Origin of the sequence: Dyella sp. AD56, assembly GCF_002878475.1 — a bacterium.
In the GTDB taxonomy this organism is placed as follows: domain Bacteria; phylum Pseudomonadota; class Gammaproteobacteria; order Xanthomonadales; family Rhodanobacteraceae; genus Dyella.
Genome location: NZ_NRDP01000011.1, coordinates 156,091 through 180,641 on the forward strand (window position 1 = coordinate 156,091; position 24,551 = coordinate 180,641).

At 62.8% G+C, this 24,551-nt stretch carries 18 protein-coding genes and 1 pseudogene; 10 read left to right on the forward strand and 9 right to left on the reverse strand.

The genetic code is table 11. The features are described 5' to 3' along the window. Positions 1–17: 17 nt before the first annotated feature. The 3 genes and pseudogenes from DyAD56_RS08915 (at position 18) to DyAD56_RS08925 (ending at position 3,521) form a co-directional block, all read left to right on the forward strand. Positions 18–1,199: an acetyl-CoA C-acyltransferase gene (locus DyAD56_RS08915; protein ID WP_102302408.1), complete on the forward strand. Its 1,182-nt coding sequence runs from the start codon at positions 18–20 to the stop codon at positions 1,197–1,199. Positions 1,200–1,348: 149 nt separating this feature from the next. Then, positions 1,349–1,609, forward strand: a pseudogene (locus DyAD56_RS08920) (hypothetical protein); the annotation flags it as partial. A gap of 304 nt (positions 1,610–1,913) precedes the next feature. Then, complete coding sequence (locus DyAD56_RS08925) at positions 1,914–3,521, forward strand: carboxyl transferase domain-containing protein (protein WP_102302409.1); 1,608 nt, start codon at positions 1,914–1,916, stop codon at positions 3,519–3,521. Positions 3,522–3,756: 235 nt separating this feature from the next. Here the strand turns inward: DyAD56_RS08925 and DyAD56_RS08930 are convergent, their stop codons facing one another. The 8 genes from DyAD56_RS08930 to DyAD56_RS08965 all read right to left on the reverse strand — a co-directional run bounded on the left by DyAD56_RS08930 (position 3,757) and on the right by DyAD56_RS08965 (position 16,135). Continuing rightward, a complete protein-coding gene (locus DyAD56_RS08930; RefSeq protein ID WP_102302410.1) occupies positions 3,757–4,008 on the reverse strand; it encodes a PAAR domain-containing protein in 252 nt (83 codons plus the stop codon). Positions 4,009–4,180: 172 nt separating this feature from the next. Beyond that, complete coding sequence (locus DyAD56_RS08935; RefSeq protein WP_102302411.1) at positions 4,181–4,840, reverse strand: hypothetical protein; 660 nt, start codon at positions 4,838–4,840, stop codon at positions 4,181–4,183. Next, positions 4,837–7,011, reverse strand: a complete 2,175-nt coding sequence (gene vgrG / locus DyAD56_RS08940; protein WP_102302412.1) for a type VI secretion system tip protein VgrG — start codon at positions 7,009–7,011, stop codon at positions 4,837–4,839. The genes DyAD56_RS08935 and vgrG overlap by 4 nt, the downstream gene beginning before the upstream one ends. Before the next feature lie 678 nt (positions 7,012–7,689). Next, entirely contained in the window at positions 7,690–9,726 is a 2,037-nt protein-coding gene (locus DyAD56_RS08945) for an enterotoxin (protein WP_233202351.1), read from the reverse strand. 108 nt (positions 9,727–9,834) lie between these two features. Beyond that, positions 9,835–12,909 carry a TonB-dependent receptor gene (locus DyAD56_RS08950; protein WP_158241299.1) on the reverse strand — a complete coding sequence of 1,025 codons (3,075 nt, stop codon included), beginning with the start codon at positions 12,907–12,909 and terminating at the stop codon, positions 9,835–9,837. A gap of 156 nt (positions 12,910–13,065) precedes the next feature. Beyond that, the gene (locus DyAD56_RS08955) at positions 13,066–14,013 is read right to left on the reverse strand and encodes a 1-phosphofructokinase family hexose kinase (RefSeq protein WP_102302415.1); all 948 of its coding nucleotides are present in this window, start codon (positions 14,011–14,013) and stop codon (positions 13,066–13,068) included. Beyond that, positions 14,010–14,936, reverse strand: coding sequence for a carbohydrate kinase family protein (locus tag DyAD56_RS08960; protein ID WP_102302416.1), 927 nt, complete (start codon positions 14,934–14,936; stop codon positions 14,010–14,012). The genes DyAD56_RS08955 and DyAD56_RS08960 overlap by 4 nt, the downstream gene beginning before the upstream one ends. Next, positions 14,933–16,135 (reverse strand): tagatose-6-phosphate ketose isomerase, encoded by a 1,203-nt coding sequence (locus tag DyAD56_RS08965; protein WP_233202352.1) that lies wholly within the window; start codon positions 16,133–16,135, stop codon positions 14,933–14,935. Before DyAD56_RS08965 ends, DyAD56_RS08960 begins: the two co-directional genes overlap by 4 nt. A 64-nt stretch (positions 16,136–16,199) precedes the next feature. Between DyAD56_RS08965 and DyAD56_RS08970 the strand changes: the two genes are divergently transcribed. From DyAD56_RS08970 to agaR, 3 genes are all read left to right on the forward strand, one after another. Continuing rightward, positions 16,200–17,117, forward strand: a complete 918-nt coding sequence (locus DyAD56_RS08970; RefSeq protein ID WP_102302418.1) for a fructose-bisphosphate aldolase — start codon at positions 16,200–16,202, stop codon at positions 17,115–17,117. A 14-nt stretch (positions 17,118–17,131) separates the two neighbouring features. Next, a complete protein-coding gene (locus DyAD56_RS08975; RefSeq protein ID WP_233202353.1) occupies positions 17,132–18,388 on the forward strand; it encodes an amidohydrolase family protein in 1,257 nt (418 codons plus the stop codon). Between the two features lie 75 nt (positions 18,389–18,463). Next, positions 18,464–19,270: a transcriptional repressor AgaR gene (agaR, locus tag DyAD56_RS08980; protein WP_102302419.1), complete on the forward strand. Its 807-nt coding sequence runs from the start codon at positions 18,464–18,466 to the stop codon at positions 19,268–19,270. An 18-nt stretch (positions 19,271–19,288) separates the two neighbouring features. On the opposite strand, the gene DyAD56_RS08985 is transcribed toward agaR, so the two are convergent. Beyond that, positions 19,289–19,471, reverse strand: coding sequence for a hypothetical protein (locus DyAD56_RS08985; RefSeq protein WP_102302420.1), 183 nt, complete (start codon positions 19,469–19,471; stop codon positions 19,289–19,291). 128 nt (positions 19,472–19,599) lie between these two features. Here DyAD56_RS08985 and DyAD56_RS08990 point away from each other — a divergent pair, with 128 nt between their 5' ends. From DyAD56_RS08990 to DyAD56_RS24075, 4 genes are read left to right on the forward strand one after another with little or no spacing between them, the layout of a single operon-like run. Next, positions 19,600–21,291 (forward strand): molecular chaperone HscC, encoded by a 1,692-nt coding sequence (locus tag DyAD56_RS08990; RefSeq protein ID WP_102302421.1) that lies wholly within the window; start codon positions 19,600–19,602, stop codon positions 21,289–21,291. Then, positions 21,288–23,084, forward strand: coding sequence for a hypothetical protein (locus tag DyAD56_RS08995; RefSeq protein ID WP_102302422.1), 1,797 nt, complete (start codon positions 21,288–21,290; stop codon positions 23,082–23,084). Before DyAD56_RS08990 ends, DyAD56_RS08995 begins: the two co-directional genes overlap by 4 nt. A gap of 56 nt (positions 23,085–23,140) precedes the next feature. Further along, on the forward strand, positions 23,141–23,509 hold the full coding sequence (locus DyAD56_RS09000; RefSeq protein WP_102302423.1) for a metalloregulator ArsR/SmtB family transcription factor: 369 nt from the start codon (positions 23,141–23,143) through the stop codon (positions 23,507–23,509). Further along, a complete protein-coding gene (locus tag DyAD56_RS24075; protein WP_199178925.1) occupies positions 23,506–24,465 on the forward strand; it encodes an SRPBCC domain-containing protein in 960 nt (319 codons plus the stop codon). Before DyAD56_RS09000 ends, DyAD56_RS24075 begins: the two co-directional genes overlap by 4 nt. Positions 24,466–24,551 lie beyond the last annotated feature (86 nt).

Sequence of the window (24,551 nt, forward strand, 5' to 3'; positions counted from 1 at the left end):
TATTTGCGGAGATATCCATGTCGGACGTCAGCGTTGTCATCGTCGGTGCCAAGCGCACTGCCATTGGCTCCTTCCTCGGCCAGTTCACTGGCGTACCCACCCCCACGCTGGGTGCCACCGCCATCCGTGCCGCGCTGGAGCAGTCCGGCCTAGCCCCCGCCGATGTCACTGAAGTCATCATGGGTTGCGTGCTGCCGGCCAACCTGGGCCAGGCTCCCGCGCGCCAGGCCTCGCTCGGCGCCGGCCTGCCCGCCGCCACCGGCTGCACCACCATCAATAAGGTGTGCGGCTCGGGCATGAAGGCCCTCATGCTGGGCCACGACCTGATCAAGGCCGGCTCGGCCTCGGTCGTCGTCGCGGGCGGCATGGAATCGATGACCAATGCGCCGCACATGGTCAACGCACGCACGGGCATCCGCTATGGCGATGGCACGCTGGTCGACCACATGGCGTGGGACGGCCTGACCAACCCGTACGACGGCAAGGCCATGGGCGTGTTCGGCGAGCTGTGTGCCGACAAGTACCACTTTACCCGTGAGGAGCAGGACACGTTCTCGACGGAATCCGTCGAGCGCGCCAAGGCCGCACAGGCATCCGGCGCCTTCGCCGATGAAATCGTCCCGGTGACGGTCGCAAGCCGCAAGGGCGAGATCAAGGTCGACACCGACGAACAGCCGGGCCGCTCCGATATCAGCAAGATCCCATCGCTGAAGCCGGCTTTCCGCAAGGAGAACGGCACCATCACCGCCGCCAGCTCCTCCAGCATCTCCGATGGCGCTGCCGCGCTCGTGCTCTTGTCAGCGGATGACGCAAAGGCACGTGGTCTCAAGCCCCTCGCCCGCGTTGTCGCCCATGCCACCCATTCCCAGGAGCCGGAGTGGTTTACCACCGCGCCCGTCGGTGCCCTGCACAAGGTGCTGGAAAAGGCCGGCTGGAAGACCAGCGACGTCGACCTGTTCGAAGTCAACGAAGCCTTCGCCGTGGTCGCCATGGCAGCCATGCGTGAGCTCGACATCCCGCGTGACAAGATCAACGTCAACGGCGGCGCCTGCGCCCTCGGCCACCCCATCGGCGCCAGCGGTGCCCGTCTCGTGGTCACGCTGCTCAATGCGCTGAAAACCCGTGGCCTTAAGCGTGGCGTGGCGTCGCTGTGCATCGGTGGCGGTGAGGCTACTGCCGTCGCAGTGGAACTGCTGTAAGGTCGTGGAACCGGTGGCCGGGCATCCGGCCGCCGATGAAAGCGGGGTTAACCCGGTTTCGCTGCTTTACATAAATAGGTGGCGCAATTTCCGCGAAAGCGCTATTAATACGCCCGCCAAACGGCATTCCACGGCAAAGGAGATTCAACATGAAGTTCACGCGTACCCTTCTCGCCTCTGCGCTCGTCGCGCTGCTGGCGGCTTGCAGCAACGGCGCGCAGGATTCCGCGCAGGACGCTCAGAAGTCGGCTGACCAGGCTCAGCAGGCTGCTGACCAGGCTCAGAAGGCTGCTGCTGCTCCGGCAGAGCAGGCTCCGGCCGCTGCTTCGACCGCGGCTGCTGCTGCCCCGGCCGAACAGCCGGCGCCGACCCCGGCTTCGACCGCTGCTGCTCCGGCTGCCGCTTCGACCGCTGGTCACTAAGTACACTCGTGTACTTCCGAAACCGGCCGCCTTGCGCGGCCGGTTTTTTTTGTGCCTGAGAAAAGCCAGCGGCCGCCTTGCGCGGTCGGTTTTTTTTGGTGCCTATGAAAAGCCGGCGGCCGCCTCGCACCACCGATTTTTCTTATGCCCATGAAAAGCCAGCGGCCGCATCATGCGGCCGATTTTCTTTGCGTTCACAACGCCTTGCCCGGATTCATGCTGCGACGCCGATTTAGCCCTTGAGCACAGGCGGCTATCATCCGGGACTCCCCACGAACGGCAGCTTCCGCTCATGAGTGTCATCGCGTCGCAGATCGATCCCCGCTCCCCGGACTTCCAGGCCAGCAGCGCGCAGTTGAAGGGTCAGGTGGACGACCTGCATCGCGAACTGGCGCGCAGCGCTGAAGGCGGTGGCGAGAAGGCCCGCGACAAGCACACGTCCCGCGGCAAGCTGCTGCCACGTGAGCGCATCCGCGCCCTGCTCGATCCCGGCTCGCCGTTCCTCGAGCTGTCGCCGCTGGCTGCGCACGGCATGTACGACGATGCGGCACCGGCCGCAGGCATCATCACCGGCATCGGCCGCGTCAACGGCATCGAAGTGTTGGTGGTCGCCAACGACGCCACCGTCAAGGGCGGCACCTACTTTCCGATGACAGTGAAGAAGCACCTCCGTGCGCAGGAAGTCGCGCTGGAGAACCGCCTGCCCTGCATCTATCTGGTCGACTCCGGCGGTGCGTTCCTGCCGCTGCAGGATGAGGTGTTTCCGGACAAGGAACACTTCGGGCGCATTTTCTTCAACCAGGCACGCATGTCCGGCCTGGGGATTCCGCAGATCGCCGTCGTGATGGGTTCGTGTACGGCCGGTGGCGCCTATGTGCCGGCGATGAGCGACGAAACCATCATCGTGCGCGAGCAGGGCACGATCTTCCTCGGCGGCCCGCCGTTGGTGAAGGCCGCCACCGGCGAGGTGGTCGACGCGGAGGCGCTGGGTGGTGCGGATGTCCATACGTCCGTGTCGGGCGTCGCGGACCACTACGCCGAGAACGACGCGCATGCACTCTCCATTGCCCGCGATATCGTCGCCAGCCTCAACCGCAAGAAGGACATGCCACTGGCGCTGCGTGCGCCAGCAGAGCCCCTTTACGCTGCCGATGAGTTGTACGGGATCATCCCGCAGGACAGTCGCCGTCCGTTCGACATCCGCGAGGTGATCGCACGCATCGTCGACGGCTCGGAATTCCACGAGTTCAAGGCGCGTTACGGCAAGACCCTGGTGTGCGGTTTCGCGCATATCCACGGCTATCCCGTGGGCATCATCGCCAACAACGGCATCCTGTTCTCGGAGTCCGCGCTCAAGGGCGCGCACTTCATCGAATTGTGCAACCAGCGCAACGTGCCGCTGGTGTTCCTGCAGAACATCACCGGCTTCATGGTTGGCAAGAAGTACGAGAACGCCGGCATCGCAAAGGACGGCGCCAAGATGGTGACGGCTGTGGCCTGCTCCCATGTGCCCAAATTCACCGTGGTGATCGGCGGCAGCTTTGGCGCGGGCAACTACGCCATGTGCGGGCGCGCCTATGGCGCACGCTTTCTGTGGATGTGGCCCAACTCGCGCATCAGCGTGATGGGTGGCGAGCAGGCCGCGTCGGTGCTCGCCACGGTGCGCCGTGATGGCATCGAAGCCAGCGGCAAGTCCTGGAGCGCGGAGGATGAAGAAGCCTTCAAGGCGCCGATCCGCGACCAGTACGAGCGTCAGGGCCACCCCTACTACGCCAGTGCCCGCTTGTGGGACGACGGCATCATCGATCCGGCCGATACGCGCCGCGTGCTGGGGCTGGCGATTTCGGCGTCGCTCAATGCACCGATCGAGCCGCAGCGCTACGGCGTGTTCCGCATGTAAGCTTGTAACCAGCTATTGCTTTAAGTCCTCTTAGTCACGGCGCTTTGCGAGGCGGTTGGCAGTACCCTCTGTGTCCCACGGGAGTTGCCAAGCAGCAACATTCCCCACCGGACAAATGAGAGCACCCGTCGGTGTCCTCAGGCGCCATGCCGCTTGCTTTGTGTGGGTGGCACGCAACGCGTATGACGATGACGCAGGTGTGATCTGCGGCGAAGACAAGAGCCTCGTCACCCACTCAGACCGACACGCTAGAAATCAGCGTTGCGCCGCACGACGTCCTAAAGCCGTGCAACGCCACGCCAAACCCGGCGCGCAACGTCGCGTCCCCTTCGGTAATCGTCGCGGCGCCGCATTGTGGGCAATGCACCGTGTCATTGAGCACAGCAACACGGCATCCGTTCACCTTAAAGCGGCCCGTGGCGCGAACGGTGCCGCCGTGGGTGGTGGTGTCGCCGTCCAGTACGGGGCGTTTAGTGGGGAAGGACATAGTTGCTTCCTTGAAGGATGAGGCGACGCGCCGAAGATGTGAACGATGCGGTTTGGCTGATGTGCTGGTTGGTCAACTGGGGGGCCACGATGCTTATCACGATGGCAACAGCCATCATTAGCCGGGCGATAGAGAATGAGCTCATAGTCATACTTGCTACAAGTCATGATCGTCACAACGAAAAGTTGCATCGATCTTTAGGTACGATTGCTGCGCTGTTGTGACTCATGTGCTTAATGCACACTGGCCGTTCAAAGCTTGCGCTTATCAATCTTCCCTTGCAGGCATCATCGCTTACGATTGTCTTCACTGGGCTGGTGCAAACGTCACCCGCAACCACTTTCTCGAATGAGCTTATCAAGACGAACTTGTGGTATCGGATCGAATATTCATCGCGCACAATGCTGCCGCCGCTCGTTTGAACACTGACGTAATTACCGGACTTCTCCTTACTTGCATCAATCGGCAGGCGACCGGCCGCAATGACTGCACCCTGGCTCATCGATACGAGGAAAATTTGACGCGATGAGATAGGCGTCATGGATAGATCATTTATGGCTATATCGTTGACCCCATCGCCATCAAAATCTTCGTCAACGCTTACTACATCACTGCACGGGTGCGCCTCGGGTAGAGAGACAATCACGGCCTTACCCTGGAGCCCATTTCGTTGCAGGTTTATTTGCACCGCCATGCCTTTTGCCTCTTTTGTGCAAAGGACATCGATACGTATCCCTCGGGCCGGGGCGTAGCTCAAGGCCTCGGAGTCGCCAGCGGCAACCGAAGCGCTTGCAAAACTCAGTATCGCGAGAGTAAGGGCGCGCTTGATCATATCGAATCTCCGAGTATCCCCCTGATGCGAGAGGCACTATCTACGCGCTCTTGGTAGTGCGCAGCAGTTGGAAAGTCCGCAGGGCTCCGCGCGCGATCACCGCGAATTCGATTTGTCAGGGTCACGGTGTCATCACTGGCTGCGATGGAATTGAGTTGATTCTTTGCCCAAAACCAACCTGCAGTATCGATGGCATTGAATGGTTCAATTTGCACGATATCGGGATTCTGGATGATGGGCGGCCTCATTTCTGCAATTAGGCGCGCAACAGTTGCTTGATCCTGTATTGCGGGTTTGTTTGCGTCTTGCGCTTGATGGTATGAGCCCGAAAGGCCCCACCAACCGAGATTGGTCCACCAGTTATCCTTTACTGACTTTGGGTCGAGCCATCCACGATATGTCCAGTACTTGTGGTAGTTGCCACGGCCCGTCATCTGTTTGAAGCCTCGCCCCCTGAACTTTCCGCCATCGTTCCATTCAACGTTGCCGAGCCACCCAACATAGTTCTTTGCAGCTTCGTAGTGCCGAAAGTAAGTCATTGGATCGCCGTTAGATAGCTCACTCATCCAAAGCAGTTGGTTTGATTCAACCGCTGCCTGCCCAAAAAAGTGCGATCCAATCAGTTCATCAACTAGTGAGTATTTATTGCGAACCTTGTTGATGTGGATGAGGTACTTGTCCACATTTTGCTGCGTTGCTCGTGGATAGACCCTCTTAAACTCATCCTTGCTCAACCACCCGCAACGCTTGAACGCCGAAATAAACTCCCCCGGATGAAAATGCACCTGCCGCCCCGCGTCCAGCGGCATTCCCGCAACCTCCCAAAACGACAAAGCCATGCAGTGTTGCTGAAAGCGGGTGTATACATCATCGCTGACACAGCTCTCGACGCCGATGCCACGCGAGTCGCTAGGCCTGCCTTTGAGCCAGTTCCAGTGTTGTTCAAAAAGTGCCGTGGACCATTCCGTCGCCATCGTCACCACACAGCGGCGGAGCCGCTTCCGTACCGCCGTGTTTGCCATGGCCGCTTCAACGCGCACGTAGCGCGCGGCACGCTGCTGCGCTACTTGCTCGGGCGTGAGCGGCGTTGCGGGCGGCGGTGGCGGTGTGGCCGGCGGTGGGTCGATCAAGTTCAACAGGGTGGCGGAGCGTGCGCGGCTGTACGACGTGCCCGGCACGAGAAACGCGGCATCGCCCTCGCCAAAGGCTTGCGCGGCCTCGCGCCGCTCGGCGTTGAGGCGGGTACGCGTGAAGGGCTTGCCAACCTCATCCTTCTTGTAATCGGCGGGATAGCGGTAGCGCTCGTATTTCCCCCCAGATGCCCCGGCCGTGCTTGGCGCGGATGAGGCGTACTCGCTGGACACCTCGACGTCGGACGTGACTCGCCCCAATTTCGCCTCGGACGCGTACGGCGCCGCCTGATGCTCCAGATTATATTTGGCGTTCCAGAATGTGTACTCACGCCCCCGGGTACTCGTCGGGGCCATGCGCTGGCTGTAGCGGAATTTGCGCAGGCTGGGTTGATCGGCGGTGCCGCCGGCTTGCGGCTCGTAGATCAACGCGCCGCCCTTGGGGAGGCTCTGCGTGGTGTCGGTGAAGATCAATTGATGGTGATTCGCTTCGTGCTCAATCGATAGCACGATGCCTTCGTCGGCTGAAATTCTCTGCACAAAGGCCCAATCACTCTCATTCCATTGGCACGCAAACTCGCGGGGCAGGTGCGGACCCGATAGGTTCCACTCCACACCCAACAGGCCGTGCTCCTTGAGCAGCACGCCGATGATGTCGGGCACCGACAGTTGCTGAAATATTCTGCAATTGCTGCGTAGCGTGAGGCGGGCGAGCGCAGGTTCTAAGACCGCGCTATATCGCGTCCGGTGTGTGCCGCTATCCCCCTGGTCCCAGGCCGTGACGATGCCGTGGACATGTCGCACCACTTGGCCATCACGCCAGATGGCGAAGTGGGCTGGAGCGTCAAGCAGTGTGGAGAAGTCGACGTTGTCGTCGAAAGAAGATAGCTCGACGCTCAAGCGATAAGGCAACGGGGTGCCGTCATCGGATGGGAGCCCATCGGCCGAGAGGGATTCATCGAGCGAGAAGCTCACGACCTCAAAAGAGGTGGCTGAAGACGAAGGGGTGAAGGTGTAACGAACATCGGCACTACGGGACATCGTGGAACATCCTCCGTGGCATGCGTTCGGACCTGGCGATCCCGTCAGGTGGTATTTCTTTTGACGCTACCGACGCAGCAACAGCACCGTCCATCAGAACGATCTGAAATTACCGCCCACCCCTCGTGTGTGCGATGCACAGGGGTTAGACACGCTGGCGAGTGGGCACTTGATCGTCTTTCATGCTGGACCATTGCAATGGTCCGCTCGACACCGATCCATCGTTTGTATAGCCCAAACTTGAGCGCGCCACGCAGGGCGGCCAAGAATCGATTCTTGCCCACGTCTGCCACAGCCAGTTCTACGCGCCATGCCTTGATATGTTCCTCGCGTCCCCTTGGCAAGCCTCACATTCCTCAGCATGTAGCTTTATACGTGGCGGAAAAACATGTCGCCCGAAACGTCAGCATCCATCTTCTTTTCGACGCCGGTCCGCCACGCAGGCAGTACCCATTGCAGAACAGACAGTGGCACGTGGAAACGCCATCAGATCTGATCCAATCAGTGTGATAGTTGCCTGTCACTGCCCGTCTTTGCCCGTTTTCTCTCCTCGTGAAAGGGAGCTTGGCTCAACGGTTGCTACCGCAGATAAAGAAAGGCCTCGTCTCACGACGAGGCCAGGTCCCTCGATACATCGGGACCAAGGGCCGGCGGGGGGATGCCGGCCGAAGGGAACACTTAGTGCAATGCGTCCGGTACCAACTCCAGGTTCAACACCTGGAACGGCGCCAGCGTGATCGTGCTCGGCTGGTCTGCGTCGAAACTCAGCACCGGCTTGCCCGCGTCCTCCTTCCACGGGCTGCGCGCATTGAAGCGATGCGCCGCACCGGGCGGAAGCTCCATCTGCCGTGCCAGGTCGATCACCGCCAGCTGTGGTTTGTCACTGGGGTTGCGCAAGGTGAGGATGGCCTTGGTCGGCGTCCACGCGGCCCAGCCGTAGACGTCCAATCGCCCAGGGTCGCCACCGACCCAATGCACATCCCTGAGCACACCCGCGTTAGTGCGCGACCAGCGCGCGGCTTCGGCGAGCACATCCCAGTCCTGCGCGGAAAGCAGATCCGGTGTGATGTACATCTCCTGCAGTTGCGTGCCAGTGCCAAAGTAGGAGCGCACTTCGTTGGCGAAATCGTGGCCCGGGTCGGCGTTGAGTCGACGGTTTTCCTTGGCGTAGATGATGCCGTGGAGCATCAGCGAGTTGAGCGGATACAGCGGCCCCTTCTCCACGATGTTGTGGTACGTCTCGCGATCGCGATAGGTGATCCAACGCTCGCGCTTGGTGCCCACGCCGGCCAGATCGTCGTCTTCGCCGTCACGCCAGATCGAATCGGCATAGCGCAGCCAGAACGGTGAGGCCATGGTCCCGGTGGTGAGGTTGATATACAGGTCCGGCTTAGCCACGCGCAGGTCGTCGATCAGCTGGATCGCCGCATCGAAGTCGCTGCTGAAGCGGCTGCCCGGAAATACCTTGTCCGCGTTACCCGTGCCATCAAACTTGAACTGGTTGATGCCGTCGTTCTTCACCAGATCCATTACGGCGTCGTGGAAGCGCTGGTAGTACTTGGGACCGGAGAGCGCGAGACCGCCATCGATGATTTCGTAGCCGGCGGCCTGCCCGTTCTTGACGCGCTCTTCCTTCGGCTTGCCGTAACCACCCCACGGGGACAGCCACATGCCGGGCGCTGCACCGTACTTGGCTGCCGCGTCACGCAGCGGCGAGAAACCGTGCGGGAAGTCCTTGCTGAAGTGCCAGCTGCCGCTGCGATCGTCCCAGCCATCGTCGAACAGGTAGGAGTCGAGTGTCACGCCGCGCTTGACCTTCAGCTCTTCGCCGAAGGCATGAATGCGGTCCAATGCCTGTGCCTCGGTGTACGGCGTGAAGTAACCGATGTCGTACCACGAGTTGTAGTGCAGGAAGGTGCGATACGGATGCGCGCGCTCGCGTTCGACATAGGTAAGGAAATCGCGGCGCAATTGGTTGTCATGCGTCACGCCGACTACGGCCGAATACGTGATCGACTGCCCCTTGGGCAGTGGCAGGCCGCGTTCGATCCACAACTTTGCTTGCTTGCCATGCACTTCACTGGACGAGAGGGGATGCTCGAAGCCCAAGTAATCATGCCCCGCGACAATGGGCGAGCCCGGCACGACACCGACGACTTCCGCACCCTCCGCCTGCATTTGCAGCAAGGCCACCTTGCTGATGTTCTCGTCCTGCTTCAGCGCGGTGATGGTGACGATGGCACGAAGATAGTCCGAGCCTTCGCGCTGTACCCATTGCCAGTCGATGCGGAAGCGACCGTCCGCATCACCGAAGCTCGCCTGCATGGCGCTGCCTGGGAAACGCTCCGCGAGGCGGGATGCCTTGGCGTTTGCCTTCAGCGTGCTGGCCTTGGGTGCCGAGATCACCTTCAACTGCCCCACACCGAGTTTGCTACCGTCCGCCATGGACAGTTCAATCGGCGCTGTTACCGGCAACGCCTGATGGTTCGGCTGATCCTCCACCACCATGTCGGCCAGCGTGCCGTCGGCCATCTTCCATCGGGCGACGATGCTGTCATTGCCGAACTGATACGCGTCGCCCTGTTGCGAAAAGGCTGCCATATGCCCGTCCGCTGCACTTGCTGCGCCAGCCATCCCGGCCAGCAGCATGCATGCCAGCAATGTACGTGACTTGCCAATGAGCCGCTGAGTACGGCCAACTCCAATCCCTGCCATGTTCACACCTCTCTTCGTGCCCTAGCCCGCACCGCGCTATCGTTCGCGGCCAGCCCGGATCAAAAAAGCCGCGGCAGGTGCCGCGGCTCGCGCGTGGGTCAAGCCCGATCAGAACTTCTGCTGGTAACGCAGGTAGACATAGCGACCAATGTCATACGACGCGTTGTAGTTATACGGCGTATCGCTGCCCGCATAGCCGCCGTAGATATACGGCCCCTTGCGATTGAACACGTTGTTGGCGCCCAGCGAAATGGTGGCCTTCCACGGTGCCTTCCAATACACCTGGACGTCGTCGAAGGTGACCGAGGCGATCTGTGTCATCGGCTCCGGACCCACGCCCGGGGCGTAGTAGTTGGGCAAGGTGCAGGGGAAGGCGGTGCGCGTGTTCGGCGGCGGGAAGGCGCACGGCGCCTTCAGCGGCGAGAAGTAGCGCATGGTCCAGGTGGCGCCAAAGTCGCGCCATGCCCAATCCACCGAGAAGTTGCCGCGCAGGCGCCACACTGACATGGCCGTCTGGGACGACGCGATGCCGGTGCCGTAGACCACCGCCGAGCCTACGGTCGGCAGCATGTTGTAGCTGGTGACGTAGGTGCCGGAGAGGTTGAGCTTGAAGCGTCCGATAGCGTACTCGGGCAAGGCATAAGCGAGATTGAAATCGTAGCCCGACGTCTTCTCCCAGCCGGCGTTGGTTTCCAGGTTCATCAGGTTGATGATCTGCCCTGTGCCCGCCTGACGCTGGAACTGCGAGCAAGACGACTCGAGGCCGTACTGGTAGCAGTTGGCCAACACCTGGTCATTGGTGATGCCGGTGATCAGGTTGCGGATGTTGTAGCGCCAGTAGTCGACCGATGCGTTGAAACCCTGCAGCCAGGATGGGCTGTACACGAAGCCGACCTGGCCGTTGTACGACGTCTCGGGTTGCAGATGCGGATTGCCGCCATTGAAGCTTTCCGTGACGCCAACTGCCTCAGGCGCGATCACCGGCTGCCCGGTGTTGTCGATCTGGCGGAAGTTCGTCGGCACGCCGGCAACGCCGCCGTATCCCGTCTTGCAGCGCTGTGCAACCGTGGGGCTATAGCCATACGTAGCTTGGCCGAACACCGCATCGCACGGATCGGTGAAGCCGCCCGCGTTGTAGAGGCCCTGATAGAGATCGTTGACGGTGGGTGCGCGGAAGCCGGTGCCGTAGCTCGCACGAACCAGCAGGTCGTCGAACGGTTGCCAGGTCAGCTTGAACGATGCGTTGGTGGTGCTGCCGAAGTTGCTGTAGTCGGAATAGCGGAGCGCGGCATCCAGTGCGAGGCTCTTGGCACCAGGCAGATCCTTCAGGAACGGCGCGTTGACCTCGACATACGCCTCGTTCAAGGAGTAGCTACCGTGATTGGGGCCCACCGCACCATCGGTCGAATTGCCGGCGGCGGCAAAGGCATCTGGCTCGTCGTAGCCCGACACGTTGCGATGGTCCACGCCGGTCGCAAAGGTGAACTGTCCGCCCGGCAAGGAGAACAAGTCACCGCCAAAGTCCGCTGATGCTGCCTTTTCCTCACTGCCATAGCGCTCGACGCTGTTGATCATCAGATAGTCGAGCATTTGCTGGGTGACATTGCCCAGCGGATTGAGCGGCACGCAGCCAGCGATCACGTTGCCCGGCGTGCCGCAACGCACGACGCCATCCGAACCGCGGAAGGATGGCCCCAGCGCGTTCGCCGCGTTCGGCAGGTTGAAATACCCCGTGCGCGTGTTCACGCCGGTGATCTTGCTGTCGTAGTAGTTCACGTCCCAGTTGAACGTGTGCTCGCCCAGGCTGAACACGCCGTCCAGGCCCGCGCTGTAACGGGTGTTCTTGGGTTTGTTGTAGCTGTTGAACGTATCGCCAGCGATGCGGCGATAGAAGTTCACGTCCTGCGGTGTTTGGCCCGGCTGGTTATAGGGGTTGTAATAGCTCTGGGCCGAAAGCACCGATGGGAAGTTGTCATGCCCGCCCATGCCGCTATACAAGGTGGCCGTACCCGCCGTGGCCGACTCGCTGTCCAGGTTGTAGCCTGCGTTGAACCTGGCCGTGATGTTGTCGGTGATCTTGTAATGCGTATCCAGGTACAGGTTCTTGGTACGGTCGGCCGTGTGCAGCATGTACTGATGGCCGGCGTCCTTGTTGTACGTGTAATCACCGGGATTGATCACGTCGCCGTTCGGACCGTAAGTCGGCTTGACCACCTGATGGTAGTCATTGAGATTGGACCCGTCGCCTCCCGGGCCGAGCACGATGGAATGCTGGCTACCATCGGGAAGGGTCGCGTTGGTGATCACAGGCTGGTAGCCCACGTACGAGCGACCGTACAGGGGATGCTGATCCGTCCACGGATAGCTGGAGAAACCGCGCGAGCTGGCCCACACCGGCTCCTGGTTCTGGTACGAGGCACTGAACACCACGCCCCAACGATCGGTGGTCTTGCCGAACGTCACGTCGTACTGGCTCTGCTCGCCATCGCCATGGGGCGCGTACATGCCGTTATAGGTGTTGAGCTCGACGCCGTTGAAATCCTTGCGCGTGATGATGTTGACCACGCCGGCGATGGCATCGGAGCCGTACACGGCGGATGCGCCGTTGGCGAGCACATCGATGTGGTCGATGATTGCCGTGGGGATCACGTTGACGTTGGTGTAACCGCCATGCGCCGCGCCGATGCGCTGGCCATCCAGCAGTACCAGCGTGCGTGGCGCACCCAGGCCACGCAGGTTGATGAACTGTCCGCCCTGATTCGGGCCAAGATCGCCAGGTGCCGACATGCTCAGGTCAGGTGTTGCGGCGGCCGAAACGTTCTGCAGAATCTGGCCGACAGTAGCAAAACCCTGTCGGTCGATATCGGCGCGACTGATGGTGATCACCGGCTGTGCATCCGCCACGTCAACGCTGCGAATGTTGGAGCCAGTCACCGTCACCTGCTGCAGCTGCTTGGCGTTCTTCTCGGATGCCTTGCCATCGTCCTGCTTTGCCTGCGACTTCGGCGACGCGTTGGTCGACGTGTCCGCTGGCGGTGTCGAAGATTGCGCCAGTGCGGCGCCACCCCAGGCCACGCCACCGACAGCCCATGCAAGGCGCATGGCGATCACCAGTGCATTGGCCTGCATCGCCCCCTCGCGATGGCCGTTACTACATGAAAAACCACCCTTCCGCGTATTCATGAACACTCTCTCCCCGTGGTCTATGTCGTCGCACCGCATGAACTCCCCGTTCGTAGCGGTGCCTAGATGACTGCCCATGGAGTCGGGCCCCATGGATTGGTTGGTGCGAACAACTCTCCCTTTCGCCCGCGTGGCTTCAACGCGCCACGCGCGCCATCAAACGCTTGCTGTCGATACCGCGATGCGCTGAATTCGTACGTCAGGAAGCAGCGCCTGCACGACGCGCCGCTCCACAAAACCGGTTTCCTCACCCATGGCATTGGCTGCGCCGCACGCCACCGCGAGGCGCAGGGACTCGTCGAAGCTCAGGCCACGCTCGTGCGCAACGGCCAGCCCCGCGAGGAAACAATCGCCCGAGCCCACCGCATTCGTGCTCTGTTTCAGCACGAGTCGGGCGTGCCATGTGCTTTCGCCGTCGAAGCCGAATGCGCCCTGCTCACCCAACGTAATCACGGGACGCAAAACGCCCCTCGCGTAGAGTTCGTGCAACAACGACGCCGCCTGTGCTTGCGTCTCCACCGGATGCCCGACCAGTTGCCCAGCCTCATCGCGGTTGGGCTTGATGACGCTGGGGCGCGCATCGGCCACATGGCGCAACGCTTCGCCGCTGGCATCTACCAGGCAGGTCATGCCGCTGCCGCTTGCCTGACGCACGATGCGTGCATAGGTGTCGCTCTCGAAACCGCGTGGAAGGCTGCCGGTGAGTACCAGTGCATCGCTGTTGTCGAGTGCGCGCCCCAGCGTTCGGATCAGTTCATCGCGAGTAGCGGCACTGAGCATCGGGCCTGGATCGAGCACTTCGGTCATGCGGCCGTCGCGCTCGCGCAGCGCCAGGCATTGGCGCAGGTCATCGCCGATTTCCACGCCATGGAACAACACGCCGCGCTCGCTCATCCGCCGCGCCACGAAGTTGCGATGCGTCGCGTCGATCAGGCCGACCAGTTGTACCGGCTCGCCCAGTGCGGCGATGGTCTGCGCCACGTGGACGCCCTTGCCGCCGGGGTAGCTCTGCACGGCGTTCGCGCGTTGCACGGTGCCGGGTTGCAGCGCATCGAGGGTCACCAACCGGTCGATCGCCGTATTGAATCCCCCCACCGTAATCACGCGGCTGCCTCCAGCATGGCGCGAACATCCGCTTCGCTGCCCTGACAGGCCGTGCCGCCAATGCCACGCGTGGAAAGCGAACCGCAGGCGCTACCCCAACGCAGGCAGTCGCGCAGCGTCATTCCGCGACGCCACGCATGCAGGAAACCGGCGTCGAACGAATCACCGGCCCCCGTGCTGTCGAGCACGTCAACGGCGTGTGCCGCCACGGCTAGCAGGGGGCCGTCATCCTGCAACGCGATGCAACCGTCGCCGCCGAGCTTGACGACGGTCAGCGTGTGACCGTTGCGCAAGGCATGCAGTGATGCCTGCGCGGTGGATTCACCACTGATCGCGCATGCCTCGCGCTCGTTCGGCAAGAACACATCAACCAGCGGCAACAACGCGACCAGCTCCCTGCCCCAGCGCTGGTGCGGATCGAAACCAGGGTCGAGCGATACAGTGAGCCCCGCCCGGCGTGCCCGCTCGAACAATTCACGCAGGCCCGGCTGTAGCAGATCCTGCAGGTAGTACGACGAAACATGCAGATGACCGCAGCCCGCCAGACGTTCGTCGGTGATCATGTCCTGGCGCAACGCGCCGATGGCGCCGGCATAGGTGACCAGTGCGCGGTCCTGCTGCGATGACAGCGCCACGGTGATGCCCGTCTGCAGCGAGGCATCCCGACGCACGGCGGATACGTCGATGCGCGCCTCGCGCATCGCATCGACGCAGTAATCGCCCCAGCCATCCATACCGGTGACGCCCGCGAAGGCAACCGGATGACCCAGACGTGCCAAGCCCATCGCGCAGATCATCGACGAGCTGCCGGGACCTTGGCGAAAGCCGGATGCCAATACTTCGCCGCCAAACTCGGGCAGGCGCTCGCAACCGGTGAGCACCAGGTCGACGTTGATCTCGCCGGCGATCAGCAGCGGCTTCACGTGCCGCTCTCCGCGCCATGAATGGCGAACGCCTGCACCACGCGCGTCAACACACCTTGCGACGGTGCATCCGGTTGCTGGCCCAGCGACAGGCAACGGAACAGCGCGAGTACCTGACCGGCGACAACGTGCACCATCGCCTGCTGCGCTTCGTCCAGTCTCGACAGCCCGGGCAATTCGACGGCGACATCGCCGGGGCCGATCAGATCCGTGGGAATCGCTTCGCCCACCACGATGCGCACGCCACCCAGCTTCTTGCGGGCGATTTCGCGCAACAAGTCCAGCTCATAGGCGCGCACGGCTGGCGCACTCGACAGAAAGGCGACGACGGGGCACGGGCGATCCAGCCAGGACATCGGGCCATGGCGCAAACCAAGATAGGTCTCGCACATCGCGCTCACCGCGCCGCCGGACATCTCCAGCATCTTCAATGCCGCCTCACGCGCGGCACCAAACGCGGCGCCACTGCCGAGGTACAGCGCAGCATCGAAATCGACCGCCCCCTGTTGCGCGAGCGCGTCGCCATAGCGTTCGAACAGGTGCGTGGCGATGTTGGCCGCAAGGTCCGCCAGGCTGGCATCCGCAGGGCCGCCATGGACATGCAACAAGCCGCTACCACCCAACACCAGGTTGGTGAAGCTGCTGGTCATCACCAGGCTGCGGTCATTGGTGCGCGGCGACAGTTGCATCACACGCACGCGCGGTTCGTTGCGATAGCGCGTGGCGAGTTGCCCCTGCACATTGCAGGTCACCACCAGGTGTTGGTAGTCCGGCTCCGCTTCCAGCACCTGATCGACCACGCTGGCGCTTTCCGGGCTGTCGCCCGAGCGCGCGATCGATATCAGCAGGCCACGTCCCTTGGGCAGGGTGCCGCGACGATGCGTAAGCAACGTGCCCGCGGCAATCGCTTGGGCGGGAATGCCTAAGCCTTCTTGCAGCACCGGCGCCAGGCATTCGCCCACGTAGACGGAACTGCCGGAGCCGGTCAGCACGATGTGCTCTGGCTGCGTTGCGAGCAGCTCGCGCAGCGTCGCCTGCGTGGTGGGGTCAGACAGCCGCGAGGCCGTGTCACGCCACGTATCGGGCTGCTGAAGGATCTCGCGCACGGTGTCGGCACAGCCCAGGCGCGCCTGCTCGGCGGGCGATGCGGCTTTCAGCGATTCCAGCGTCGGAACAGTCACGGAGGGTTTGACAGGCATGGGCATCTGATTAAATATGATGTGAAACGAAACAACACGAAACCTCAAACACAAGGTATTCGAAATGAAACGCAAGTTGCAAGACCCGTCGTTTTCCTCCTCCAAGCTGGCTTCGCTGGCTCTTTCGCATGGCAAGCGCACCCGCCTGTGGCGCCTGCTCTATGGCAGCGGTCCGCGCAACGGCAGCCTGCTGGTGCTGCCGCTGGACCAGGGCCTGGAACATGGCCCGACCGATTTCTTTCCCCACCCGCCGGCCGTCGATCCGAGCTATCAGTTCGAGCTCGCCGAGGCCGGCGGCTTTTCTGCCATCGCGCTGGGCATTGGCCTGGCCGAGAAGTACATGACGGAGTACTGCGGTCGCGTGCCGCTGATCCTCAAGCTCAACGGCAAGACCAATATCTCCAGCGACGCGGAGGCGACCTCGCCGCTCTTTGCATCCGTGGAAGACGCCGTGCGCCTGGGCGCGGATGCCGTGGGCTACACCATGTACGTTGGCTCGCCGCGCCAGCACGACGAGTTCCGTCAGTTCGAGAAAGTGCGCCAGGATTGCGAGCGCTACGGCATGCCGTTGGTGGTGTGGTCGTACCCGCGCGGCAGCGCGATCAACGCCAAGGGCGGCACCAATACGCTTTACGCACAGGACTACGCCGCACGCGTGGCGCTGGAACTGGGCGCGGACATCGTGAAGCTGCACGAACCCAACGACAGCGTGGCCAACGTGCCCGCGCCCTACGACAAGCTGCAGGAAGATGCCGCAGCGCGCTGCGCACGCGTGGTGCGTTCGGCCGGCCGCACGATGGTGCTGTTCTCCGGTGGCGAGAAGAACGACGATGACGCAGCGGTGCTGCGCAAGGTCGAGTTCTACATGCAGAGCGGCGCCAGCGGCGTGATGTTTGGCCGCAACATGTGGCTGCGGCCGTTCGACCAGGCGGTGGCGCTCACCCGCCAGGTGCACGACATCATGGCGCGCTATCCGGGCTGATCGGGACATACACGATGCGTGACGCGAACTCTCGCGCCCGGCGGCGATTCGATCTGGATCGCCGCCACCTGCTCACCGCAACCCCCACGGGTTGCGGTTGCTGCGCGCCGCCGATGCTCGGCGGTGGCAGCAACAAGAATCCACTGCAAACCGCGGCAAAAGCCGACGGCGAGAATCTTCGCCTGACCGACTTCAAACCGCGCAGCATGCTGCATGTACCGGTGACCCGTGTAGAAAAACCGGCATTCCCGGTCATCGACGTACACACGCACTTGAGTTGGATGAGCGAAACGCGCAATGGCGTGTCGCTGGGCGAGGCGATGACGTACTTCGCTGATCCCGCCGAACTGGTGGCGCTGATGGACCGCAAGGGCATCCGCACCATGGTCAACCTGACCGGTGGCACCGGCAAAGGGCTAGCGGAGTCCATCGCGCGTTTCGACGCTGTAGCGCCCGGACGGTTCCGCACCATGACGGAACCGTCGTTCGCGCTGTTTGCCGAGCCTGACTACCCACGCCTGCAGGCCGAAGCGATCGAACAGGCGCATCGCATCGGTGCGGCGGGCCTGAAGCTATTGAAGACGCTGGGCCTGTACCTGCGTGAAGGCATCGACCAGGGCGAGCTTGTCGGCGTGGACGATGCACGCTTCGATCCCATGTGGGAAACCTGCGCGGCGCGGAAGATGCCAGTGTTCATCCACACCTCCGACCCGGAAGCGTTCTTCCTGCCGGGCGACAGCGCCAACGAGCGCTACGAGGAACTGGCCAAGCATCCGGACTGGTCGTTCTACGGCCCGGAATACCCCAGCCACCGCGACCTGCTGGCAGCACGCAACCGTGTGATCGCGCGGCACCCGAACACCACGTTCGTGCTGATGCACGTAGGCAACCAGGCTGAAGATCTAGCAGCCATCGCCGCGTGCATGGACCGCCACCCCAACGTGCAGGTGGATATCAGCGCGCGCATCAGTGAATTGGGGCGCCAGCCACGCATGGCGCGGCGCTTCTTCGAGCGCTACCAGGACCGCATCTTGTTTGGCACCGACGCCGTGCCGCCCCCTTACGGCAACGATGTGCCGCAACAGTTACTCGGCGATGAGCTTTACGAGATCTACTACCGTTTCCTGGAGACAGAAGACGAGTATTTCGATTACGCTCCTTCCGCCGCACCGCCGCAGGGGCGCTGGTCCATCTACGGGGTGGGCCTGCCGCAGGACATCCTGCGCAAGCTCTATCACGACAACGCGGCAAGACTACTGGGCATGCCTTGACTCTCGCCTGTGGCAGGATGGCCACAGAGCTCGCGCGATGATGCCGGACCGGGCCAGCCCACCAGGAAAGGAACCATGACGACACGACGCAAGGCTGCCCTGCCCCCGCCGAAGCTACTGGTGGAAGAACGCCGGCGTCGCATCGTCGAGCTGGTCAATGAGAACGGGCGCGCGACGGTCGACGAACTGGTCGCCCTGTTCGACATCTCGGCAGTGACCATCCGCGCCGATCTGGAGGCGCTCGATCGTGCTGGTGCGATCAGCCGCTCCCACGGTGGCGCCCTGCCCGCCGCGACGACGCAACTGGATACGCCGCTCAATATCAAGGAAACCCGCCACCATGTGCAGAAGCTGCGCATCGGCCAGGCTGCCGCGCGACTGATCGAGGACGGCGAGACCGTCATCCTCGACTCCGGCTCCACCACGGTGGAGATCGCCCGGCAGATCCGCCAGCGCAAGTGGACCTCACTGACGGTCATCACCAATGCGCTCAACATCGCCATGGAGCTGTCGGCCACGCCCGCCGTGCGGGTAATGATGCTGGGCGGCCTGTTGCGCCAGACCTCGTACTCACTGGCCGGCCCCGATGCCGAGCAGGCCCTGTCGAGGCTTTCCGCCGACCGCCTGTTCCTGGGTGTGGACGGGCTGGACCCGGCGGTCGGCGTGACCACGCCCGACCCGCTGGAGGCTTCGCTCAACGCGCTGATGATCCGCGTGTCACGCCAGACCATCGCCGTGCTCGACGCCAGTAAGTTCGGTCAGCGCAGCCTGTCCGTCATCGCCCCGGTGAACGATCTGGATATGGTGATCAGCGACGACGCTGCCCCGGCGGAATACGTCGAGGCGTTGGAAAGCAAGGGTGTGAAAACGCTGCTGGTTTAGGAGCAGCCCAAAAGCCTGTTAGCGCGGCACCCGCAACTGCGAATTGCGCAAGGCTTCGTCGTGCTCGACTTCATCGTGACCGGCAATGTCCAGCGTGTCCTGCAGGCCATGGCCAGCAGGGTGGTGCATGGTGGGCGGCACGGTGATCTCAGCGGTATCGCCTTCCGGCACGGCGGTATCCATCGGGGGAATATGCTGCATGGGACACTCCTGGGAGATCGGCGGATTCTACCCGGCCGCCGTCTCAGGCGCGCGTACCCGCCCCACCACCCGCCAGCCGGGCCGTTCCGGATTACACTTGCCGGAGCGCTACGGAGGGTATGGCAAGGATGATCGTTGGCATTGATCTGGGTACCACGCACTCGCTGATCGGTACCTACGGGGAACATGGCTCGGTTCTGTTTCCCAATGCGCTGGGTGACCTGCTGACACCGTCGGTGGTCAGTGTGGATGGCGACGGGCACATCATCGTCGGCCGCGCGGCGCGCGACCGCATGGTCAGCCACCCGGACAGCAGCGTGGCAACGTTCAAGCGCTACATGGGCACGGCGCGCGAAACGCGCTTGGGTACGCATGTGTTCCGCCCTGAAGAATTGTCCGCGCTGATCCTGCGAGCCCTCATCGCTGACGCCGAGGCCGTCTCCGGCGAAAAGATCACCGAGGCCGTGATCAGCGTACCCGCGTATTTCTCCGATGCGCAGCGCAAGGCCACGCGAGCGGCCGGTGAGTTGGCCGGCATTCGCGTCGAACGCCTGATCAACGAACCCACCGCCGCCGCCCTCGCCTATGGCCTGCAGGAGAAGCCGGACGGCTCGCGCTTCCTGGTGTTCGATCTCGGCGGCGGTACTTTCGACGTGTCGGTGCTGGAAATGTTCGACGGCGTAGTGGAAGTACATGCCAGCGCAGGCGACAACTTCCTCGGCGGCGAGGATTTCCTCGATGTGATGGAAAGCGCTTTCCTCGGCGACGAAAAGATCGCGATCGATACGCTATCCCCCCAGGAACACGGCCAGTTGCGCCGCCGCCTGGAGCAGGCCAAGCGCGAGCTTGGCGCGCAGGGAGGCACAGGCATCGAGTGGCGTATCGGCGATCGTCCAGTGAACTGGCAGATCGACGAGGAGCGCTTTGCACGACTGTGCGAACCGCTCGTGCAGCGTATGCGCACGCCGCTGGAACGCGCGATGCGCGACGCGCGCCTGCAACCGGAGCAACTGGCGGAAATCGTGCTGGTGGGTGGCGCCAGCCGCATGCCACTCGTGGCCCGCCTGGTCTCGCGCATGTTCGGGCGCCTGCCGTTGCGGCACATCAACCCGGATCAGGCGATCGCGCTCGGTGCATGTATTGCGGCCGGCCTCAAATCGCGCGACCAGCGTCTCGATGAGGTCATTCTCACCGATGTGTGCCCGTACACCCTGGGCACTAAGATATCCCGCCGCGACGAACAGGGTCGCGAGCAGACGGGCTTCTTCTCGCCGATCATCCATCGCAATAGCACGGTACCGGTAAGCCGCGAGGAAACCTTCCTACCGTTCCGCGACAACCAAACCAAGCTCACGCTGGAGGTCTACCAGGGCGAGCACCCCATGGCGGACCGCAACATCAAGCTGGGCGAGCTGGAGATCCCACTGTCGTCGCAGCGCTCAGCCGCGCAGAACGCAGTGAACCTACGCTTCACCTACGACGTGAATGGCGTGCTGCAGGTAGAAGCCACTCTGCTCGCAACGAATGAGCGTCACGAACTGGTGCTCGAACAGAATCCGGGCTTGCTCACGCCCGCGGACATCCGTGCACGCCTCCAGACGCTGGAGGGGATCAAGATTCATCCGCGCGACAAGCACGAAAACATCGCGCTGCTGGCACGCGCCGAACGTCTTTACGAGGAATACATCGCCGCCCGCGCGCAGTTGCAGCAGTGGATCGCGCAGTTTCGCAACATTCTGGACACGCAGGATGACCACCTCATCCGCGAACACCGCCGCCAGCTGAGTCAGGCGCTCGATACGCTGGATGCCCACGTATGACCTCGCCGCTGGCGTGGTTCGGCTTGCCCGACGATGCCGACGAAAGGGAGCTGAAGCGTGCCTACGCCGCACGGCTGAAGGAAGCGCGTCCCGACGTCGATCCGGAAGCGTTTCAGGAGCTGCGCAAGAAGTACGAGGCCGCCCAAACGTGGTGCAGGCAGCGCGCCATCCCGCAGGAGCATCCGCCGGTTAGCGCCCCACCGACGCCGCGCACCGACGATGCATCACCGCCAGTCGGCGAGATGGCCTCTCCGCACGTGCCCCCTGCGTGGCGCGCCGTACGCTTCGACAACACACCGCCCGTGCGACCTGCGATGGAACCGGTGCGCTTCGATGCCGAAGGTTTCGCCACTGCGTATATCGACACCGCAGCAGTGTCCGATACGCAGGCCCTTTTGACTTGGCTGCAGGAACGACCCGAACTCTGGTCGCTGCGCATCAAGCAGCAAGCTGGTCACGCCGTATTGCGCCGACTGTTTCGCGACCAACCGCCGATCGGTGCCACCTCGTTTGACGCCACACTGCAGTTCTTCGGCCTGGATCACGCACTGGCGGGACCCGATCCCTTTCAGACCCAACAACTGCGTACGAATCTCGACGAACGACACACGCTGGTGCAGCGCTTCGAGCCGGCCGTCGAGGCGTGGAATGCAGACCCCGCCGGTGTGAATGCAGAAGTGATCTATCGCTGGTTCTGCGCTCTCGCGCGAGAGCAGGCCGGCGAGCCCGCTGCGGCCGCACTGCACGCACAACCGGTATTGCGCAGTTGGGACGTGCGGCTGCAGTTGGCGCCTGGGCTACTGGAGCTTTTGGTGCGCGAGCGTCCGCCCATGTCCACCGCGTTGGCTGGCGTGCTGTTCGACTATTTCCGCCTGTCCGAATTGGCGACCAGCCGAGGCGTTTCCCTGCAGGACTTGCCGAACCAGTTGGAAGTGCGCTGGCTGATGCTGCCGGAGAACGCCGAACGACTCGCAGTGCGAGTGCGCGACGCCAAGAAACCCTATGGCGATATCAAGAAGAGCAGCCGTTACCTTCGTTGGGTGCAGCGACCGTTTCACTGGTGGTGGGTCGTACTGACCGCGTGGATTCCGGGCCTGCCGACGGCGCTCGGCCTGTTCCTCTGGCGCCTTTCCGAAGGCGTGCCCGCACGACTGCCCCGCACCATCGACCCGGCGCTCATCCGCTTTTGCGTCGCGGCGGCGAGCCCCCATGTGGTGACGGGACCGCGCGTGCTGATCGGCATCATTCGATGCGCTACCTTGCTCGTGCTCGGCGCGCTGCTTGATACCGTGTGGTACTTCCTCCTTGAGGAACCCTATGGTGAACAAGGGTCGGCCAGCCTGCTGATCAGCGCCGCCGTGATCACAGCGACGTGGGCGGCATACCTCACGTTCGTCGCGCTCCTGCTCTGGCAACGGCGCCCGGAAGAACCGGCACAGCCCCGACCATTGCTACGCATCGCGTTCCTTCCGGTGATGTGTGTCATCGGCCTTCTCGTGTGGTTTGCCACGGGGCACACCGGCGTGACCCTCGGCGTACTGCTGCCCACTGCGTCGCTCGCCTACGGCCGTTACCGCGCCCGTAACCCACTGCCACCGGCCAACCTGCGAACCCGCTGGGCCGCACTGCCAGACTCGCTATTTTTCATGGGCATGTGGGGATCGATCCATTGGCCGCCCTGCATGGCTCTGGTCGCGCTCGCCGCGTGGGGTACCGACCTGTGGCTCCAGCGGACGCGGTTGCTTTGGCGCCCTGGAGCCAAGCCCGCAACCACCCCGACAAGCGGGACCTGACAACATATTCAACCTAATGGTTGACTTTCCTTTGATGCAGGCACATATTCAACCTTATGGTTGAATTAAATACCCCTGCGCTGGACACGGTTTTTCAGGCCCTCACCGACGGCACCCGCCGCGCCATGCTGCGCAGTCTGGCCGAGGGCGACCGCAACATCGGCGAACTCGCCGCTCCTTTCGACATGTCGCTGGCTGCCGCCTCCAAGCACGTAAAAGTGCTGGAACGCGCTGGCTTGGTGCGCCGCATCGTTAAGGGGCGTACTCACATCTGCCGATTGGAGCCCGCGCCACTGGCCGTCGCCGATGAGTGGCTGCGTTTCTACGAGCAGTTCTGGAACCAGCGGCTCGACGCCCTCGACGCTTTGCTCCGAGCCGAAGACGCGGCCACGGGCAAGCCCAAACCCAAAGGGACACCACGATGAACACCGTTGCCCTACGCACACTGCGTATCACTCGCCACTTCGATGCCTGCCCCGAGCGCGTGTTCGATGCTTGGCTCGATCCCGCTACGGCCGGGCGTTGGCTGTTCTCCGCACCCAACGGCGAGATGGTGAAGGTGGACATCGATGCACGCGTCGGTGGGCACTTCTGTTTTCGTGACCGACGCGACGGTGAGGACGTGGACCATGTGGGCGAGTACCTGGAGATCGACCGGCCGCGCCGGCTCGTCTTCACCTTCGGCGTGCCCAAGTACTCGGATGCCATGACGCGCGTCAGCATCGATATCGTCCCCGTGGGTTCCGGTTGCGAGCTGACGCTGTTACATGAAGACGTGCTGCCCGAATGGGCGAACGCAACGACACAAGGCTGGACCGATATCCTCGGGCACCTGCAGCAGAACCTGCATCGCCATCCCTCACGCCAGCGCCTTGCGACCGACACCATCCGCTTCGAACGCGTGCTGCCCGGTCCGATCGAACGCGTGTGGTCGTACCTCACCGACTCGGACAAGCGCGGCCAATGGCTCGCCACCGGCGCGATGGAGCAGCGTGTAGGCAGCGAGTTCGAAATGCATTTCCATCACATCGAGCTGTCGCAAACGCCGATACCACCACCAGAACGTTTCAAGGTCTACGCGGACGGCGTGTCGTCCCGCCACCGCGTACTTGCCTGCGAGCCGCCGCACCTGCTTGCCATGACCTGGGGCGGGTTCGATGACCCGTCGGAAGTCACCTTCGAACTCACGCCCGAGCACGGGCAGGTACGCCTGACGGTCACGCACCGCAAGCTCAAGCCAGCAGACCTCATCAGTACCAGCGGTGGCTGGCACACCCATCTGGACGTGTTGGCTGATCGTCTGGACGGCCATTTGCCGCAGCCGTTCTGGCCTGTTTTCAACCACTTGCTGACGCGCTACGAGCAGCTTTCGTCCGACTGACGCCGCCGTGCGGACAATTGCGGAGCGCCGGACACGGGAGTAAGTTCGGCCACACCGTTAGCACACGCAACCAAGGGAAGGTTTGC